Origin of the sequence: Nocardioides sp. (assembly GCF_044226305.1) — a bacterium.
In the GTDB taxonomy this organism is placed as follows: domain Bacteria; phylum Actinomycetota; class Actinomycetes; order Propionibacteriales; family Nocardioidaceae; genus Nocardioides.
The window spans coordinates 1-17,104 of record NZ_JBGAHF010000008.1; the positions used below are offsets into that span (position 1 = coordinate 1).

At 73.9% G+C, this 17,104-nt stretch carries 15 protein-coding genes; 13 read left to right on the forward strand and 2 right to left on the reverse strand.

The genetic code is table 11. The features are described from left to right. Positions 1 to 3 precede the first annotated feature (3 nt). Complete coding sequence (locus ACILQ5_RS09965) at positions 4 to 1,128, reverse strand: DUF1015 family protein (RefSeq protein WP_395657842.1); 1,125 nt, start codon at positions 1,126 to 1,128, stop codon at positions 4 to 6. A gap of 14 nt (positions 1,129 to 1,142) precedes the next feature. On the opposite strand from ACILQ5_RS09965, the gene ACILQ5_RS09970 reads away from it, so the two are divergent. The 12 genes from ACILQ5_RS09970 to ACILQ5_RS10025 all read left to right on the forward strand — a co-directional run bounded on the left by ACILQ5_RS09970 (position 1,143) and on the right by ACILQ5_RS10025 (position 15,105). Then, a complete protein-coding gene (locus ACILQ5_RS09970; RefSeq protein WP_395657843.1) occupies positions 1,143 to 2,174 on the forward strand; it encodes an HAD-IIA family hydrolase in 1,032 nt (343 codons plus the stop codon). Positions 2,175 to 2,183: 9 nt separating this feature from the next. Beyond that, positions 2,184 to 2,420 carry a hypothetical protein gene (locus ACILQ5_RS09975; protein WP_395657844.1) on the forward strand — a complete coding sequence of 79 codons (237 nt, stop codon included), beginning with the start codon at positions 2,184 to 2,186 and terminating at the stop codon, positions 2,418 to 2,420. Position 2,421: 1 nt separating this feature from the next. Beyond that, on the forward strand, positions 2,422 to 3,261 hold the full coding sequence (locus ACILQ5_RS09980) for a TlyA family RNA methyltransferase (protein ID WP_395657845.1): 840 nt from the start codon (positions 2,422 to 2,424) through the stop codon (positions 3,259 to 3,261). Next, a complete protein-coding gene (locus ACILQ5_RS09985; RefSeq protein ID WP_395657846.1) occupies positions 3,258 to 4,226 on the forward strand; it encodes an NAD kinase in 969 nt (322 codons plus the stop codon). The genes ACILQ5_RS09980 and ACILQ5_RS09985 overlap by 4 nt, the downstream gene beginning before the upstream one ends. Next, positions 4,219 to 5,970: a DNA repair protein RecN gene (recN, locus tag ACILQ5_RS09990; RefSeq protein WP_395657847.1), complete on the forward strand. Its 1,752-nt coding sequence runs from the start codon at positions 4,219 to 4,221 to the stop codon at positions 5,968 to 5,970. Before ACILQ5_RS09985 ends, recN begins: the two co-directional genes overlap by 8 nt. Positions 5,971 to 6,051: 81 nt before the next feature. Further along, positions 6,052 to 7,236 carry a putative cytokinetic ring protein SteA gene (gene steA / locus ACILQ5_RS09995; RefSeq protein ID WP_395657848.1) on the forward strand — a complete coding sequence of 395 codons (1,185 nt, stop codon included), beginning with the start codon at positions 6,052 to 6,054 and terminating at the stop codon, positions 7,234 to 7,236. Continuing rightward, positions 7,233 to 8,099: a copper transporter gene (locus tag ACILQ5_RS10000; RefSeq protein WP_395657849.1), complete on the forward strand. Its 867-nt coding sequence runs from the start codon at positions 7,233 to 7,235 to the stop codon at positions 8,097 to 8,099. The genes steA and ACILQ5_RS10000 overlap by 4 nt, the downstream gene beginning before the upstream one ends. Positions 8,100 to 8,156: 57 nt before the next feature. Next, positions 8,157 to 9,887, forward strand: coding sequence for a CTP synthase (locus ACILQ5_RS10005; protein ID WP_395657850.1), 1,731 nt, complete (start codon positions 8,157 to 8,159; stop codon positions 9,885 to 9,887). 5 nt (positions 9,888 to 9,892) lie between these two features. Further along, positions 9,893 to 10,519: an NUDIX domain-containing protein gene (locus ACILQ5_RS10010; RefSeq protein WP_395657851.1), complete on the forward strand. Its 627-nt coding sequence runs from the start codon at positions 9,893 to 9,895 to the stop codon at positions 10,517 to 10,519. Beyond that, positions 10,516 to 11,640, forward strand: coding sequence for an alanine dehydrogenase (gene ald / locus ACILQ5_RS10015; protein WP_395657852.1), 1,125 nt, complete (start codon positions 10,516 to 10,518; stop codon positions 11,638 to 11,640). Before ACILQ5_RS10010 ends, ald begins: the two co-directional genes overlap by 4 nt. A 25-nt stretch (positions 11,641 to 11,665) precedes the next feature. Further along, positions 11,666 to 12,589: a site-specific tyrosine recombinase XerD gene (gene xerD, locus ACILQ5_RS10020; RefSeq protein WP_395657853.1), complete on the forward strand. Its 924-nt coding sequence runs from the start codon at positions 11,666 to 11,668 to the stop codon at positions 12,587 to 12,589. 5 nt (positions 12,590 to 12,594) lie between these two features. Further along, positions 12,595 to 15,105 carry a DEAD/DEAH box helicase gene (locus ACILQ5_RS10025; protein ID WP_395657854.1) on the forward strand — a complete coding sequence of 837 codons (2,511 nt, stop codon included), beginning with the start codon at positions 12,595 to 12,597 and terminating at the stop codon, positions 15,103 to 15,105. 41 nt (positions 15,106 to 15,146) lie between these two features. Here the strand turns inward: ACILQ5_RS10025 and ACILQ5_RS10030 are convergent, their stop codons facing one another. After that, on the reverse strand, positions 15,147 to 16,523 hold the full coding sequence (locus tag ACILQ5_RS10030; RefSeq protein ID WP_395657855.1) for a glycosyl hydrolase: 1,377 nt from the start codon (positions 16,521 to 16,523) through the stop codon (positions 15,147 to 15,149). Between the two features lie 23 nt (positions 16,524 to 16,546). On the opposite strand from ACILQ5_RS10030, the gene ACILQ5_RS10035 reads away from it, so the two are divergent. Beyond that, on the forward strand, positions 16,547 to 16,858 hold the full coding sequence (locus tag ACILQ5_RS10035; RefSeq protein ID WP_395657856.1) for a GNAT family N-acetyltransferase: 312 nt from the start codon (positions 16,547 to 16,549) through the stop codon (positions 16,856 to 16,858). The last annotated feature ends 246 nt before the right edge of the window (positions 16,859 to 17,104 follow it).

Consider the following 17,104-nt stretch of genomic DNA (forward strand, 5'->3'; position numbering starts at 1 on the left):
GGCTCATCCGTCGCGCAGCGCGCGGATGAGCACGCCCACGTTCGGCTTCGGTTGGAAGGAGGTCGCCTTCTCCGGCAGCAGGCGGTCGGCCGAGCACGCCGCCAGCACCTCGGCGAAGCCGGGCGCGGGCATCAGGACGGCGGTGCCTCGGCGGCGCCCGACGGCGTCGAGGGCGTCCTCGACCGTGTGGTGGTACCCCACCCGCCCGGGGACCGCCCGCAGGGCCGGCACCAGGCGCTCGTGCAGCACCTCGACCGCCAACCGGTCGGCCGGCACCTCGAGCCGGACCGTGCTCCAGGCCCGGCCGTCGGTCACGGCGAGGGTGTCCGGGGTGAGCGCGGCGAGGGCTTCCTCCCGGGAGGCTTCCTGGAACGCCGCGCCGGTGTGCCGTGCGGCGTCGGCGACGTCGGCGAGCGAGGTCCTGGCGAGCACCCGGTGCACCGGGCCGAGCCGGAGCGGCGTGTCCTGCTGGTCGACCAGCATCGCGAGCCCGGCGCGGCCGGCGGGCGAGGGGTGGGTCCGCTGGAGCTGGAGGTAGGCGGCGTAGCGGTGGTGACCGTCGGCGATGAGGACCTGCTGGTGTGCGAGAGCAGTGTCGACCGTGGCGAGCTGCCCGGGGTCACGGACCGCCCACACCCGGTGCCGCTGACCGCCACGGTCGACGAACTCGCGGACCGGCGGCCCCTCCTGCACCTCGTCGAGCAGGGCGCGGACCCGCTCCGGACCCTGGTGGACCAGCAGGATCGGCGCCGGGTTGATCTGCATCTCCCGCATCCGCGTGGCGAGCTGGTCGACCTGGCGGGGGTGGATGCCCTCGTGCGGGAAGACCGCGACCTCGTCGCGGTCGGTGGCCAGGCGCGAGATGTCGAGGGCGCCGACCAGGGCGCGGACCGCGAGGTCGCCGACCGCGTACTCGTGGAGGTAGACCGCCGGCTCCGCGTCGTGCTGGACGTGCCCGCGTCGCTCCCACCGCTCGAGACGCTCGGCGACGTGCCGGTAGGGGCGGGTGAAGCCGCGGACGGCGCCGGGAGCGCCGATCCGGGACGGGTCGAGGGTCAGGCCGCGAAAGGGCAGGAGCCGCAGCGGCCGGGCCACGTGGGGAGCGGGGACCAGCGAGTGGGCATCCACCTCAGCATCGTAGGGTGCCAGCACGCCCGGACCCCGAGGAGGGACGCGTGCTCGGCTCGTCAGCCCAACCGTTGTGCCAGGACTACGACCTCGCGATGCTCGACCTCGACGGTGTGGTCTACGTCGGGGGCGACGCCGTCCCGGGCGCCCCCGGGCACCTGGCCGACGCCCGCGCCGCCGGGATGCGGCTGGCGTTCATCACGAACAACGCCTCGCGGCCGCCGGCCCAGGTGGCCGAGCACCTGCGCGAGCTCGGCGTGGCGGCCGAGGTGGACGACGTGGTGACCTCGGCGCAGGCGGCGGCCCAGGTTCTGGTGGACCGGTTCGGCGCGGGCGCCCGGGTCGTGTCGCTGGGCGCGGTCGGGCTCCGGGAGGCGCTCGGTGCGGCGGGGCTGGTCCCCGTCGGGGCCGACGACGACGCGGTCGCGATCGCCACCGGGTACGGGCCGGACGTCCTGTGGTCGGAGATCATGCGCGCGGCGGTCCGCATCCGCGACGGTCTGCCCTGGGTGGCCAGCAACACCGACGGCACCTTCCCGGCGGCGTTCGGGGTCGCGCCCGGGCACGGCGTGCAGGTCGACATGCTGCGCCGGTTCACCGGGGTGGACCCGGTCGTGGCCGGGAAGCCGGAGCGGCCGCTGCTCGACGAGACCGTGCGCCGAGTCGGCGGGCGACGACCGCTGATGGTCGGGGACCGGCTCGACACCGACATCGAGGGCGCGCAGCGGGCGCAGCTGGACTCGTTGCTGGTGCTCACCGGCGTGACCGGCCTCCCGGAGCTGGTGGCTGCGCCCCCGGAGCTCCGGCCGACCTTCGTGGCCCCCGACCTCGCCGGGCTCCTCGAGACCCACCAGGCGCCGGTGGCGGACGGTGACGGTTTCGCCCTCGGCGGCTGGCACGCCGCCGTCGCCGACGGAGGCCTGACGGTGGCGGGTCACGGCGCGCCGGCCACCTGGTGGCGCGCGGTCGCCGTGGCCGCGTGGACCCACCTCGACGCCTCCGGGACACCGGCGGACGTGTCGGGGCTGTCGACCCCTGCGCGATAGCCTCGAGCCATGAGTGACGACCCGGGGCTTCACGACCCCGCGCAGGAGCCGGCCGAGGCGGATCCGGCCGCGCCCGAGCACGAGCGCGTCCGGACCGGCGTGCCCCGGGTGGACGAGGTCATCGTCGCCGTCGAGGAGCTCGAGGACCGGCCGGTCGAGGAGCACGTCGGCGTCTTCGAGACCGCCCACGAGCAGCTGCGCCAGGCCCTCGACGCTCCGGACGACGCGCCCGACGACCCGGCCTGACGTGCCGCCACGACGCCTGCGTCTCGACGCGGAGCTGGTCCGTCGCGGTCTGGCCCGGTCCCGTGAGCACGCCAGCGAGCTGATCGCCCAGCGCCGGGTCACGGTGTCGGGGGCGCTGGCGACCAAGCCGGCGACGGGCGTCACCACGGACGTGGCGATCGTCGTGGCCACCGACCCGGACCGGCCCGAGTACGTCTCGCGCGGCGGGCACAAGCTGGCCGGCGCCCTGGCGGTCTTCGAACCGGCGGGCTTCGTCGTCGACGGCCGCCGCTGTCTGGACGCGGGTGCGTCGACCGGCGGGTTCACCGACGTGCTCCTGCGGCACGGCGCCGCGCAGGTGGTCGCGGTCGACGTGGGCTACGGCCAGCTGGCCTGGAAGCTGCAGCAGGACGAGCGGGTGCTCGTGCGCGACCGGGTGAACGTCCGGGAGCTCACCACGGAGATCACCGGCGGGCCGGTGGACGTCGTCGTGGGGGACCTCTCCTTCATCTCCCTCCTGCTGGTGCTCGACGCGCTGCTCGGCGTGACCGCACCGGACGGCGACCTGGCCCTCATGGTCAAGCCGCAGTTCGAGGTCGGGAAGGACCGGGTGGGCAAGGGCGGCGTGGTCCGCGACCCGGCGCTGCGCGCCGAGGCGGTGTCCGCGGTCGCGGACGCCGCGGCCGAGCGAGGGTGGGGAGCACACCTGCTCGCGACCAGCCCGCTGCCGGGGCCGTCGGGCAACGTGGAGTTCTTCCTCTGGCTGCGCCGTGGACCGGCCGACCTCGACGCGGACGCCATCCACACCGCGGTGCGTGCCGCCGCTCCGCCGGGGGCGGCGGGTGAGAAGGTGGACCCGTGACCGCGACCGACCCGACGGCCGTCCGCCGCGTGCTGCTCGTCGCCCACACCGGGCGCGACGACGCGCGGGAGGTGGCGCGCGGGTTCGCCAAGACGCTCGGTGCCCACGGCCTGCTGGTCCGGCTGCTCGCCTCCGACGCCCGCGACCTCGGGCTCGAGGACACGGCCGAGGCCGTCGAGGTGGTCGACAGCGCCCACGGGGCCAGTGCCGACTGCGAGCTGGTGCTCGTGATCGGCGGCGACGGCACGATCCTGCGGGCCGCGGAGCTCACCCACGACGCCGGGACGCCGGTCCTCGGCGTCAACCTGGGACACGTCGGGTTCCTGGCCGAGGCCGAGTACGAGGACATGGAGTCGACGATCGAGGCGATCGTCGCCCGGCGCTACAGCATCGAGGACCGGCTCACCCTGGACGTGACGGTGCAGCGCGACGGCGAGGTGCTCGCCCGCACCTGGGCCCTGAACGAGGCGAGCGTCGAGAAGGCCGCGCGCGAGCGGATGATCGAGGTCGTCGTCGAGGTCGACGGCCGCCCGCTGTCGCGCTGGGGCTGCGACGGCGTGGTGTGCGCGACGCCGACCGGCTCCACGGCGTACAACTTCAGTGCCGGCGGCCCGGTCGTCTGGCCGGGCGTCGAGGCGCTGCTGATGGTGCCGATCAGCGCCCACGCCCTCTTCGCGCGGCCGCTGGTGGTCGCGCCGTCCTCGGTGCTCGCCGTCGAGGTCCTCGCCCGGACCGACGGCTCGGGCGTGCTCTGGGCCGACGGTCGCCGCACCGTGGAGCTGCCGCCGGGTGCCCGGATCGAGGTGCGCCGCGGCACCATGCCGGTCCGTCTGGTGCGGTTGCACGAGGCCCCCTTCACCGACCGCCTGGTCGCCAAGTTCGGGCTCCCCGTCGAGGGCTGGCGGGGCTCCAACGAGCGCCGGCGGCGGGCGCCCGGGGACGATCCGGGGAGCGCCGGTGCTTGAGGAGATCCGGATCAGCTCGCTCGGGGTCATCGAGTCCTCGACGCTGGAGCTCGGGCCCGGCCTGACCGTGATCACCGGTGAGACCGGCGCGGGCAAGACGATGATCGTGACCGCGCTCGGCCTGCTGCTCGGTGGCCGTGCCGACACCGGTGCGGTCCGGACCGGTGCCCGCACGGCCCGGGTGGAGGGGGTCGTCCGGGTCGACCGCCTGCCGGAGGTCGCTGCCGCCGTCGAGGACGCCGGCGGCGAGGTCGAGGACGGCGCCGTCGTCCTGGCCCGCAACGTGTCGGCGGAGGGCCGCTCCCGCGCGTTCGCGGGAGGCGCCTCGGTGCCGGTGTCGACCCTCGCCGAGCTGGCCGAGCCGCTGGTGGCGGTGCACGGTCAGTCCGACCAGCACCGGCTGCTGAGGGCCCGGGCGCAGCGCGAGGCGCTGGACCGCTTCGGGGGCGAGACGCTGGCCGGGCTGCTGACGACCTACACCGACCTGCACCGCCGACTCGAGGCCACCGAGCGCGAGCTGGACGAGGTCGTGGCCACCGCCCGGGAGCGGGCGCAGGAGGCCGACCTGCTGCGGTTCGGGCTCCAGGAGGTCGAGGCCGTCGCGCCGGAGCCGGGGGAGGACGTCGTCCTCGCGGCCGAGGAGTCGCGGCTGGGCTTCGCGGACACGCTGCGTGCCGCCGCCGAGCAGGCCCGGGAGGCGCTCTCCAGCGAGCAGGGCGGCCCGGACGCGCTGGCGACCTCGTCCGCCGCCCGCACCCTCCTCGACGGGGTCCGCGAGCACGACGCCGAGGCCGGCGAGCTCGCCGACCGGCTGGCCGAGATCACCTACCTGCTCTCCGACGTCGCGGCCGACGTCGCCTCCTACGCCGCCCGCATCGACACCGACCCGGCCCGCCTCGCCGCGGTCTCCGAGCGGCGCGCCGCGCTCACGGCGCTGACCCGCAAGTACGGCGAGTCGATCGACGAGGTGCTGGCGTGGGCCGACCGCTCCGCGACCCGCCTGCTCGACCTGGACCACACCGACGAGCGGATCGAGGCGCTGCGCGCGGAGCAGGCCGACCTCCGTCGCGACCTGGCCGCGGCCGCGGGCGCGCTGTCCGCCGCGCGGCGCGAGGCGGCGGGCCGGCTCGGGGAGGTCGTGACCGCCGAGCTCGGGCTGCTCGCGATGCCCCACGCCCGCCTGGGCGTGGACGTGCGCCAGGTCGAGGTGCCCCCGCCCGAGGCCGGCTCGCACGGACCGCTGCTGGTCGACGGGCGCCGGCTGCGCTACACCGCCTCCGGCGTGGACGAGGTCGAGCTGCTGCTCGCCGCCAACACCGGCGCGGAGCCGCGCCCGCTCGCCAAGGGTGCCTCGGGCGGTGAGCTGTCCCGCGTCATGCTGGCCCTGGAGGTGGCGCTGGCCGGCACCAGTCCGGTGCCGACGTTCGTGTTCGACGAGGTCGACGCCGGGGTGGGTGGTGCCGCGGCCGTCGAGGTCGGCCGTCGCCTGGCCCAGCTGGCCCGCTCCGCCCAGGTGCTGGTGGTGACCCACCTGCCGCAGGTGGCGGCGTACGCCGACCGGCACGTCGTCGTCGAGAAGTCCTCCGACGGCACCGTGACGAGCTCCGGACTGACGCTCCTCGACGACGAGCAGCGCGAGCGCGAGCTCTCCCGGATGCTGGCCGGGCTGGCCGACTCCGACACGGCGCTGGCCCACGCCCGCGAGCTGCTCGACGTGGCCCAAGAGGCACGCGCGGCCGGGTAGCCGGCACCGCCCGGGCAGGTGACGCGCCCGGCCTCGCGGGTCCGCTGATCACCGGTCCTCGGCTGGCAGCATGGGAGCGTCATGAGGATCTCCGTACGCACCCGCCCCTCCGTCGGTCTGCCCGGCCTCGTCGGCACCGCTCGCGTCGATCGCCGCACCCGCGGCCTGCTGCCGCGGCTCCGTCCCGGCGACATCGCCGTGCTCGACCACGTCGACATGGACCGGACGACCGCGCAGGCCCTCGTGGACGCCGAGGTCGCTGCCGTCGTCAACGCCGCGCCGATGATCTCCGGGCGCTTCCCGAACCTCGGACCCCAGGTCCTCGTCGAGGCGGGCGTCCTCGTCGTGGACGGCATCGGTGCGGCCGGGCTCGCCGCCATCGCCGACGGCAGCACGGTGCGGGTCCACGACGGGTCCGTCCTCGCCGGGGAGGAGCTCCTGGCGTCGGGCCGCGAGGCCGACGCCGAGACGATCGCCGCGGAGCTCGACGGGGCGCGGACCGGACTGGTCAGCCAGCTCGAGACCTTCACCTACACCAGCGCCGAGTTCCTCCGGCGCGAGCAGGACCTCCTGCTCCACGGCACCGGACTGCCGCGGCTGGGCTCCCGCATCGCCGGTCGGGCGGTGGTCGTGGTGGTCCGCGGGCACGACCACGAGCGTGAGCTGGAGCTGATCGGACCCTTCCTGCGCGAGCAGCAGCCGGTCCTCGTCGGCGTCGGCGGCGGCGCGGACGTCCTGCGGGCGGCCGGGCTGCAGCCGGACGTCGTGGTGGTCGATGCCGGCGCCGAGGACTCCGAGATGCCCGCCGCCAAGACCCTCAAGGCCGCGCGCGACGTGGTCGTGCGCTCCGACCGGGGCTCCGGCCGTGGCCAGCTCGAGCAGCTCGAGCGGCTCGGCGTCCGGGCGCTCGCGTTCGAGTCCGCGGCCACCGCCGAGGACGCCGCCCTGATCCTGGCCGACGCCGGCGAGGCGGCGGTGATCGTCGGCGTCGGGATGCACGCGACGCTGGAGGACTTCCTCGACCGGCAGCGCGGCGGTCTGGCCAGCACCTACCTGACCCGGCTCAAGGTCGGGCCGCGCCTCGTCGACGCCGCAGCCGTCCCCTACCTGTACTCCGGCCGGGTCCGACCCTGGCACCTGTTCCTGGTGATGATCGCCGGTCTGGTGGCCCTGGCCGCCGCGATCGCCGTCACCCCCGTCGGCCAGGAGTGGGCCGACCAGCTCTCCTCCTGGCTGTCCGACACCGTCCAAGGACTTCTTCCGTGATCTCGTACCGTCACCACATCGTCTCGCTCGTCGCCGTCTTCCTCGCTCTCGCCGCCGGCATCGCGCTGGGCGGCGGCCCCCTCAGCGACCTCGGCCGCGACGACCAGCCGGCGTCGGCGAGCACCACCCCGGACCGGACCGTCGAGCAGCACGCCTCCTACGGCGACGAGTTCGCCACCGCGTCGGCGGCCGCCCTGTACGCCGGCGGGCTCAAGGACCAGAGCGTCTCGATCGTCACGATGCCGGGTGCGGACGGCGCCACCGTCAACGCCCTCGGCGCCCAGGTCGAGGCGGCCGGCGGGACGGTCGGCGGGACGTACGACGTCCAGCGCACGCTCACCGACGTCTCGGAGAAGTCGCTCGTGGACACCCTGGGCAGCCAGCTCGGGACGCAGCTCGGCTCGGGCGCGGTGAGCGCCGACGCGTCGACGTACGTCCGGATCGGGCAGCTGGTCGGGTTGGCGGTGGCCCGCTCGGAGCTGCCGAGCTCGGACGCCACCTCGGTGCGCGAGAGCCTCGCCGGCGCCGAGCTGCTGACCTCCCCGGACGGCGCGCTGCGCGCACCCGTGGTGGTGCTGGTCCTGGGCCGGCACACCGACCCGGCGATCCTCTCGGGCGTGGTGGCCGGCCTCGCGGAGAAGGCGACCGGGCTGGTCGTGGCCGGGACCACCGCGTCGGCGGCCGCGGCCGGCGACCTCGGTGTCCTGCGCGGCGACGCCGCCGCCGACCACGCCGCCACCGTCGACGGCGTGGAGACACCGCTGGGCCAGGTGACGGCGGTGCTCGCCGCCATCCGCTCGCTGACCGTGCAGGGCGGTGCCTTCGGCGCCGCCGGCGCGGACGGCGCCGTCCCGCTCCCGTGAGTCCGTCGGTGCGTCGGACGCCGGACGTGAGCCGGCTCTGACGTAGGATGGAGTCCCGTGAGTAGCCGGACGCCGACCAAGCACGTGTTCGTGACCGGAGGCGTCGCCTCCTCGCTCGGGAAGGGACTCACGGCGTCGAGCCTGGGGAGCCTGCTCAAGGCGCGCGGTCTGCGCGTGACCATGCAGAAGCTCGACCCCTACCTGAACGTCGACCCGGGGACGATGAACCCGTTCCAGCACGGCGAGGTGTTCGTCACCAACGACGGGGCCGAGACCGACCTCGACATCGGTCACTACGAGCGCTTCCTGGACACCGACCTCAACCAGATCGCCAACGTGACGACCGGGCAGGTCTACTCGAGCGTGATCGCCAAGGAGCGCCGCGGCGACTACCTCGGGGACACCGTCCAGGTGATCCCGCACATCACCAACGAGATCAAGGACCGCATCCTCGCGATGGGCACGCCGGTCGACGGCAGCGAGGTCGACGTCGTGATCACCGAGGTCGGCGGCACCGTCGGCGACATCGAGTCGCTGCCGTTCCTCGAGGCGGCGCGCCAGACCCGGCACGAGATCGGCCGGGACAACTGCTTCTTCCTGCACGTCTCCCTGGTGCCGTACATCGGACCGTCCGGGGAGCTCAAGACCAAGCCCACCCAGCACTCCGTGGCGGCGCTGCGTCAGGTCGGCATCCAGCCCGACGCGGTGGTCTGCCGCGCCGACCGGGAGCTGCCGCCGTCGATCAAGCGGAAGATCTCGCTGATGTGCGACGTCGACGAGGAGGCCGTGGTGACGGCCGCCGACGCGCCGTCGATCTACGACATCCCCAAGGTGCTGCACGGGGAGGGGCTCGACGCGTACGTCGTACGGCGGCTGGACCTGCCGTTCCGCGACGTCGACTGGACCAAGTGGGACGACCTGCTGCGCCGGGTGCACCACCCGATCGAGCACGTGACCGTCGCCCTGGTCGGCAAGTACGTCGACCTGCCGGATGCCTACCTCTCCGTCGCGGAGGCGCTGCGGGCGGGCGGCTTCGCCCACGAGGCCAAGGTCAACCTGCGCTGGGTGGCCTCCGACGAGTGCCAGACCCCGGCGGGCGCGGCCAAGCAGCTGCAGGACGTCGACGCGATCTGCGTGCCCGGCGGCTTCGGCGTGCGCGGCATCGAGGGCAAGCTCGGCGCCCTGACCTTCGCCCGCACCCACGGCATCCCGACCCTCGGCCTGTGCCTGGGCCTGCAGTGCATGGTGATCGAGTACGCCCGCAACGTGGTCGGGCTCGAGAAGGCCGGGTCCACCGAGTTCGACCCCGACAGCCCCGAGCCGGTGATCGCCACCATGGCCGAGCAGCACCAGTACGTCGAGGGGGCCGGCGACCTCGGCGGCACCATGCGGCTCGGCCTCTACCCGGCCGCGCTCAAGGAGGGCTCGATCACCCGTGAGGTGTACGGCGCGCCGCTCATCGACGAGCGGCACCGCCACCGCTACGAGGTCAACAACGCCTACCGCGAGCAGCTCGAGGAGGCCGGCCTGGTGTTCTCCGGCACCTCGCCCGACGACAAGCTGGTCGAGTTCGTCGAGCTCCCGCGCGAGGTCCACCCCTACTACGTCGCCACCCAGGCGCACCCCGAGCTGCGCTCCCGCCCGACCCGCCCGCACCCGCTCTTCGCAGGCCTGGTCGGTGCGGCGATCGAGCGGCAGCGCGAGCTGCGGTTCCCGATCGACGAGACCGGGCTGCGCCGCGACCCCGACGACGCCGCCGACGGCGCGCTCGAGCACGAGGACGCCTGATCGCGGTGCCGCCCGAGCTCGCGGACCTCCCCGAGGAGTGGCCGGTCTCCGCGAGCCGGGTCGCGTACGACGGCGGCTGGGTCGTCCGGGTCCGCGAGGACCAGGTGCGCCGTCCCGACCACCCCGAGGAGGAGCCGTTCGCCCGGCTGGTCGTCGAGCACCCCGGCGCGGTGGTCGTGATCGCCGTGGACGACGAGGACCGGGTGCTCTGCCTGTGGCAGTACCGCCACGTCATCGGGCGACGGCTCGTCCAGCTCCCCGCGGGGCTGCTCGACAAGGCGGGGGAGGACCGGGTCGAGGCCGCGCGCCGCGAGCTGCTGGAGGAGGCCGGCCTCGAGGCCCGGGAGTGGACGCACCTCACCTCGACGTACTCCTCGCCCGGCTTCACCAGCGAGCTCTCGCACTACTACCTCGCCCGGGGGCTCACCAGCGTGGACCGCGGGGACTTCCGGCCGCAGCACGAGGAGGCCGAGATGGAGGCCGCGTGGGTCCCGTTCGCGGAGCTGCACGACGCCGTGGTCGCCGGTCGGCTGTCCGACGCCCACCTCGCCATCGCGGTGCTGGTCGCCCGGAGTAGGCTCGCGCCCGCGCCCCGAAGGAGTGGCGCAGATCACCGAAGGAGCAGTCAGTGAAGGTCGGCGTCCCGAAGGAAGTCAAGAACCACGAGTACCGGGTGGCGATCACGCCGATCGGCGTGCACGAGCTGGTCGCGCACGGTCACGAGGTGGTCATCGAGCAGGGTGCGGGCCTGGGCTCGCAGATCCCCGACGAGGAGTACGTCGGTGCCGGCGCGACGATGGTCGCGACCCCGGAGGAGGCCTGGGGCACCGACGGTGGCGTCGACATGGTGCTCAAGGTCAAGGAGCCGGTGTCGGAGGAGTACCACCGGATGCGGGAAGGGCTGACGCTCTTCACCTACCTGCACCTGGCCGCCGACAAGCCGCTGACCCAGGAGCTGCTGGACCGCAAGGTGACCGGCATCGCCTACGAGACCGTGCAGCTGCCCTCGGGCGGGCTGCCGCTGCTGTACCCGATGTCGGAGGTCGCGGGCTGCCTCGCGCCGCAGGTCGGCGCGTACTCGCTGATGAAGGCCCAGGGCGGCCGCGGCGTGCTGATGGGTGGCGTCGGCGGGGTCGCCAACGCGAAGGTCGTCATCATCGGCGCCGGGGTCTCGGGCCAGAACGCCGCGAACATCGCGCTCGGGATGGGCGCGGACGTGACGCTGCTCGACACCGACCTGGACAAGCTGCGGATGTCGTTCTGGCGCTACAACAACCGGGTGCACGGGCTGGCGTCGTCGAAGCTGGCCATCGAGCAGCAGGTCACCGAGGCCGACCTGGTCATCGGTGCGGTGCTGATCCCCGGCGCTGCTGCGCCGAAGCTGGTCTCCAACGAGCTGGTCTCGCGGATGAAGCCGGGCTCGGTGCTCGTCGACATCGCCGTCGACCAGGGCGGCTGCTTCGAGGACACCCACGCCACGACGCACTCGGACCCGACCTACCAGGTGCACAACTCGACCTTCTACTGCGTCGCGAACATGCCGGGCGCGGTGCCGAACACCTCGACCTACGCGCTGACCAACGCGACCCTGCCGTACGCCGTGGCGCTGGCCGACAAGGGCTGGCAGCAGGCCTGCCGTGACGACCGCAGCCTGGCGCTCGGGCTCAACACCCACGCCGGCGACCTCACCAACGGGCCGGTCGGCCAGGCGGTCGGGATCGACGCCGTCGAGCTGGACGGGGTGCTCGCCTGAGCCGCACGGGATCGACCCCGGCGACATGAGCGACCTCCAGCGTGCCGTCCGGACCTACCTCGACCACCTCTCGGTCGAGCGGGGTCTCGCGACGAACACGCTCACGTCGTACCGTCGCGACCTCCGCCGGTACCAGGAGTACCTGGCGGAGGCGGGGGTGGACGACCTCGCGTCGGTCACCGAGTCGACCGTGTCCGACTTCCTGGTCCGGCTGCGCGAGGGCGACGAGCGGCACCCGGCGCTGAGCTCCACCTCGGCGGCGCGGACCGTCGTCGCCGTCCGTGGGTTCCACAAGTTCGCGGTGGCCGACGGCCTGGCGGAGGTGGACCCGGCCAGCGGGGTGAAGCCGCCGACGCCGGCGAAGCGGCTGCCCAAGGCGCTGCCGCTGGCCGACGTGGAGGCGATCCTGGACGCGGCCGGTGCCCCGGGCACCACGCTCGCGCTGCGCGACCGTGCCCTCCTGGAGGTGCTCTACGGCACCGGCGCCCGCATCTCCGAGGCGGTCGGGCTCGACGTCGACGACCTCGACATGGTGGACGGCACCGTGCTGCTGCGCGGCAAGGGCAGCAAGGAGCGGCTGGTGCCCGTCGGCTCGTTCGCCCGGGAGGCGGTGGACGCCTACCTGGTGCGTGGCCGGCCCGAGCTCGTCGCCGCGGGCCGCGGGACCCCGGCGCTGTTCCTCAACGCCCGTGGTGGCCGGTTGTCGCGGCAGTCCGCGTGGTCGGTGCTGACGAAGGCGGCCGACCGGGCGGGAGTCACCCGGGACGTCTCGCCGCACACGCTGCGGCACTCCTTCGCCACGCACCTGCTCGACGGCGGCGCCGACGTCCGGGTGGTCCAGGAGCTGCTCGGTCACGCCTCGGTCACGACCACCCAGGTCTACACGCTGGTCACCGTCGACAACCTGCGCGAGGTCTTCGCGACGGCGCACCCGCGCGCCCGGGACTGAGTGCCGTGCCCGACCTCCTCGACGACATCACCGGCGCCGCGGCCGACCGCGGCCTGACGCTCTACGACCACCAGGAGGAGGCGATCCTCGCGCTCCTGTCCGGTGACAACGTCGTGCTCGCGACGCCGACCGGCTCCGGGAAGTCCCTCGTCGCCGAGGCGGCCCACCGGGCCGCCCTCGCGGAGGGCCGGGTCTCCTTCTACACCGCCCCGATCAAGGCCCTGGTGAGCGAGAAGTTCTTCGCGCTCGTCGAGCAGTTCGGGGCCGAGGACGTGGGCATGCTGACCGGCGACGCGTCGGTCAACGCGGACGCTCCGATCATCTGCTGCACCGCGGAGGTGCTCGCCAACATCGCGTTGCGCGAGGGCTCCGGGGCCGACGTCGGGCTCGTCGTCATGGACGAGTTCCACTTCTACGCCGAGCCGGACCGCGGGTGGGCCTGGCAGGTGCCGCTGCTCGAGCTGCCGCAGGCGCAGATGCTGCTGATGTCGGCGACGCTGGGCGACGTCAGCGACCTCGCCGCCGACCTCACCGGGCGCAACGGCCGGCCGACGACGGTCGTCGACGACGCCGTACGACCGGTGCCGTTGACGTTCACGTGGGCGACGACGCCGATGGCCGACACGCTCGAGGAGCTGGTCACGACCGGCCAGGGCCCCGTCTACGTCGTGCACTTCACCCAGAAGGACGCCGTCGAGCACGCGACCTCCCTGCTCAAGGCGGCCTGGGTCCCCAAGCCCGACCTGGGCTCGCGCCTGGACCAGGTCCGGTTCGGCGCCGGCTTCGGCAAGACCCTCTCGAAGCTGCTCCGACGGGGGATCGGCGTCCACCACGCGGGGATGCTGCCCCGCTACCGGAGGCTGGTCGAGCAGCTGGCCCAGGCCGGGCTGCTCGGCGTCATCTGCGGGACCGACACCCTCGGCGTCGGCATCAACGTCCCGATCCGCACGGTCCTGTTCAGCGGGCTCGCGAAGTTCGACGGCAGCCGCCAGCGGATCCTGCGGACCCGGGAGTTCCTCCAGATCGCCGGCCGCGCGGGCCGCGCGGGCTTCGACACCGCCGGCTACGTCGTCGTCCAGGCACCCGAGCACGTCATCGAGAACGAGAAGCTGAAGGCCAAGGCCGAGGAGCGCCGGGCCTCGGGGCGCAAGAACGCCAAGGCCCAGCTGCGGAAGCCGCCCGAGGGCACGGTCGTGTGGACCGAGCAGACCTTCGAGAAGCTGGTGGGCGGCACGCCCGAGCCGCTCGTCTCGCGGATGAAGGTCGACAACGCGATGCTGATCAACGTCCTCGCGCGCGAGGAGGACGCCTTCCCGGTGCTGCGTCGCCTCCTCATGGACAACCACGAGGACCGACGCAACCAGCTCCGGCTCGCGCGCCGGGCGCTGCGGCTGGCCCGGTCGCTGGTGCACTCGGGGGTGCTGACCCGGCTCGACACGCCCGACGAGCACGGCCGCCGCTACGTCCTGACCGTCGACCTGCCCGTCGACTTCGCCCTCAACCAGCCGCTGGCGCACTTCGCGCTCGCGGCGCTCGACGTGCTCGACCCCGAGGCGGACGAGCACACGCTCGACATCGTGTCGGTGGTCGAGTCGGTCCTCGAGGGCCCGCGGCAGGTCCTCCTCCAGCAGCAGTACGTCGCCCGCGGCGAGGCCGTCGCGGAGATGAAGGCCGACGGGCTGGAGTACGACGAGCGGATGGCGCTGCTGGAGGACGTGACCTGGCCCCGGCCGCTCGCCGAGCTCCTGGAGGCGACCTACGAGATCTACCGCGAGCGGCACCCCTGGCTCCGCGAGGACGCGCTGCAGCCGAAGTCGGTCGTGCGGGAGATGTACGAGCAGGGCATGTCGTTCACCGACATGGTCTCCCGTTACCAGCTGGCCCGGTCCGAGGGGCTGGTGCTCCGTTACCTCACCGACGCGTACCGCACCCTCCGGCAGACCGTGCCCGAGCACCACCGCACCCCCGAGCTCGAGGACCTCGTCGAGTGGCTGGGGGAGACGGTGCGGCAGACCGACTCCTCGCTGCTGGACGAGTGGGAGGCGCTGGCCGACCCCGAGCACGTCCGCACGGACGTCGCACACCACGAGCCGCCCCCGCCGCCGCGCCCGATCTCGAAGCAGGACCGGGCCTTCCGGGTGATGATCCGCAACGCGATGTTCCGCCGGGTCGAGCTCGTCGCCCGCGACGACCTGGACGGCCTGATGGCGATCGAGCGGTCGGCCGCGGACCGCACCGACCCGCCGGGGGAGGTGCTGATGACCCGGTCCGCATGGGACGCGGCCATCGAGGACTACTACGCCGAGCACGACCGGGTCCTCCTGGACGCCGACGCCCGCGGTCCGGCGCTGCTGGCCGTCGCGGCCACCGGCCGGACCTGGCGGGTCACCCAGACCCTCCACGACCCGGCAGGGCACCACGACTGGGTGGTCGAGGCCGAGGTCGACCTCGACGCCTCCGACGAGGCCGGCGAGCTGGTGCTCCGCACCACGGCGATGCGCCGGCTGGGCGGCTGAGGTCGCGGCGCAGCCGGGGGACCTCCGAGGGTTCAGCGGGTTCAGAGGGTGCAGAAGCCGAACGGGCAGGAGTCCAGCCAGGACAGGCCGCCCTTGAGCGAGGAGATCTGCTTCGCGCCGGCGGCGTCGTCGACCCAGAGCAACGCCCAGACCGGTGGCCGGGCCTGGGCCCGGGCGGTGGCGGTGACGTTCGCGGCGCTCCAGACCTGCTTCTTGTCGGCGTACGGGCCGATCTCGGTGAACGCCATCCGGCGCACCTTCTTCGCCACCTCGGCGTAGCCGTCCATCGACGGCGCCTGGCTGCGGTGGCTGCCGGTCGAGGGCCAGTAGCTGTCGATGCCGGCCACGTCGACCTTGGCCGGGAGCAGGGTCTGGGGGGCGGCGATGCCCTTGCGGCTGCTGGCCGCGAACGAGTAGGCCCACAGCACGTTGTGGACGCCCGCGTCCCGGGCGCGCTGCTGCATCTCCCGCCAGACCGCCTTGTAGGTCGACGCGGTCGGTCGGCCCCACCAGAACCAGTCACCGTTGGCCTCGTGCAGCGGGCGGAACACGACCGCCACGCCGGCGTCCTGGAAGGCGTGGAGCACGGCGAGCTGCTCGTCGTAGTCGGCCCAGAAGGCGGCCGCCTCCGGGGTGTCCTGCAGCACCGCACCGAGCTGGTGCCAGCTGCGGTCGTTGTAGGAGTCGGCGGCCCCGGTGTGCGGGTTGGGCGTGTGCCACGACGCGGTCAGCACCGCTCCGGACTGCGCCGAGGCGACCAGGTCGGAGAAGGCCTGGTCGAAGAAGGGAAACTCGTAGGTCTTGGTCTTGCCGAGCTCCATCAGGTCGAACCCGACGACCGAGACGCGGCGGTCGCCGAGCGCGGTCAGCGGCGCCTGGTAGGGCAGCGTCGACATGTTGAGCTCCTGGCCGACGCCCATCAGCCCGGCTCCCTGCCAGCGGTCGAGGCGGGCGGCGAGGCACCGAGCGGCAGCCGTCGCCTCGGGGTCGACGAGGGCGACCTTGGGGGAGCAGGCGGTCGGGGAGGACACCTTGAGCGTGACCGTGGGGCTGGTGACCTGCGGCTTGCCGTGCCACGGCACGGCCACCACGCGGAGGACCTGCGGCCCGGCGGCGCTGGTGTCCAGCGGCAGGACGTTGCGCCCCGAGCCGTCGGCGGTGGTGTCGGCGACGGGCGTCCACGCCCCGTCGGTGAGCCGCTGGACGGCGAGCGGGCGGTCGGCCTGGGCCGGCGTCAGCTTGGACACGAGGGCCGCGGGCTCGCCGACCGTCACGACCGGCGGTGCCAGGCGGGCGGCGAGCGTCGCCTTCTCGGCCCGGGGGTGCGGGCGCGCGTGACCGGGGGTCGACACGGCAACGATCAGTCCCCCCGTGAGCAACCCCACCAGTACGGCCTTCGCGGCCCCCCGTGGTCGCACACCCGCAGTCTACGGTGGGGGGCATGACCGACGTCGCGACTTCACGCAACCTTGAGGATCAGCGCTGGGAGGGGCGCGTCGACGGCGAGCTGGCCGGCTTCGCCTCCTACCAGCTGACCGACGAGCTGGTGGTCTTCACCCACACCGAGGTCGACGACCGGTTCGAGGGCAAGGGCGTGGGATCGGCCATCGTGCGGGCCGCGCTCGACGACGTCCGGCGGGAGGGGACGCGCCGGGTGCTGCCGCTGTGCCCGTTCGTCAAGGGCTGGATCGGCCACCACCCCGACTACGCCGACCTCGTGTACGGCGCCCCCGCGAGCACGGCGCGGGACTGATCCGTCCTCCACAGGTGAGTGCACAGGCAGGGGGTCGCCTGTGCACCCGGAGCCGCGCGACTGCACAGGTCATCAACAGATTTGGCCCGTGGCCTGGGGGTTTCGCCCCCCGTCTTGTCGCTGTCGGGGCCCGCACCTAGAGTCGCCCGCGAGTCGGACACATGTCGTCGAGTCGACATGTGGACGACCTACCGGGAGGAGCGTGGGGATGAGCGCAGGCGGCACCTACGGAGGAGCCACGTCCAG

Bases quoted from the DNA above. Each gene is read 5' to 3' on its own strand.
- ACILQ5_RS09975 (WP_395657844.1), top strand. From the start codon at position 2,184: ATGAGTGACGACCCGGGGCTTCACGACCCCGCGCAGGAGCCGGCCGAG.
- steA (WP_395657848.1), top strand. From the start codon at position 6,052: ATGAGGATCTCCGTACGCACCCGCCCCTCCGTCGGTCTGCCCGGCCTC.
- xerD (WP_395657853.1), top strand. From the start codon at position 11,666: ATGAGCGACCTCCAGCGTGCCGTCCGGACCTACCTCGACCACCTCTCG.
- ACILQ5_RS10035 (WP_395657856.1), top strand. From the start codon at position 16,547: ATGACCGACGTCGCGACTTCACGCAACCTTGAGGATCAGCGCTGGGAG.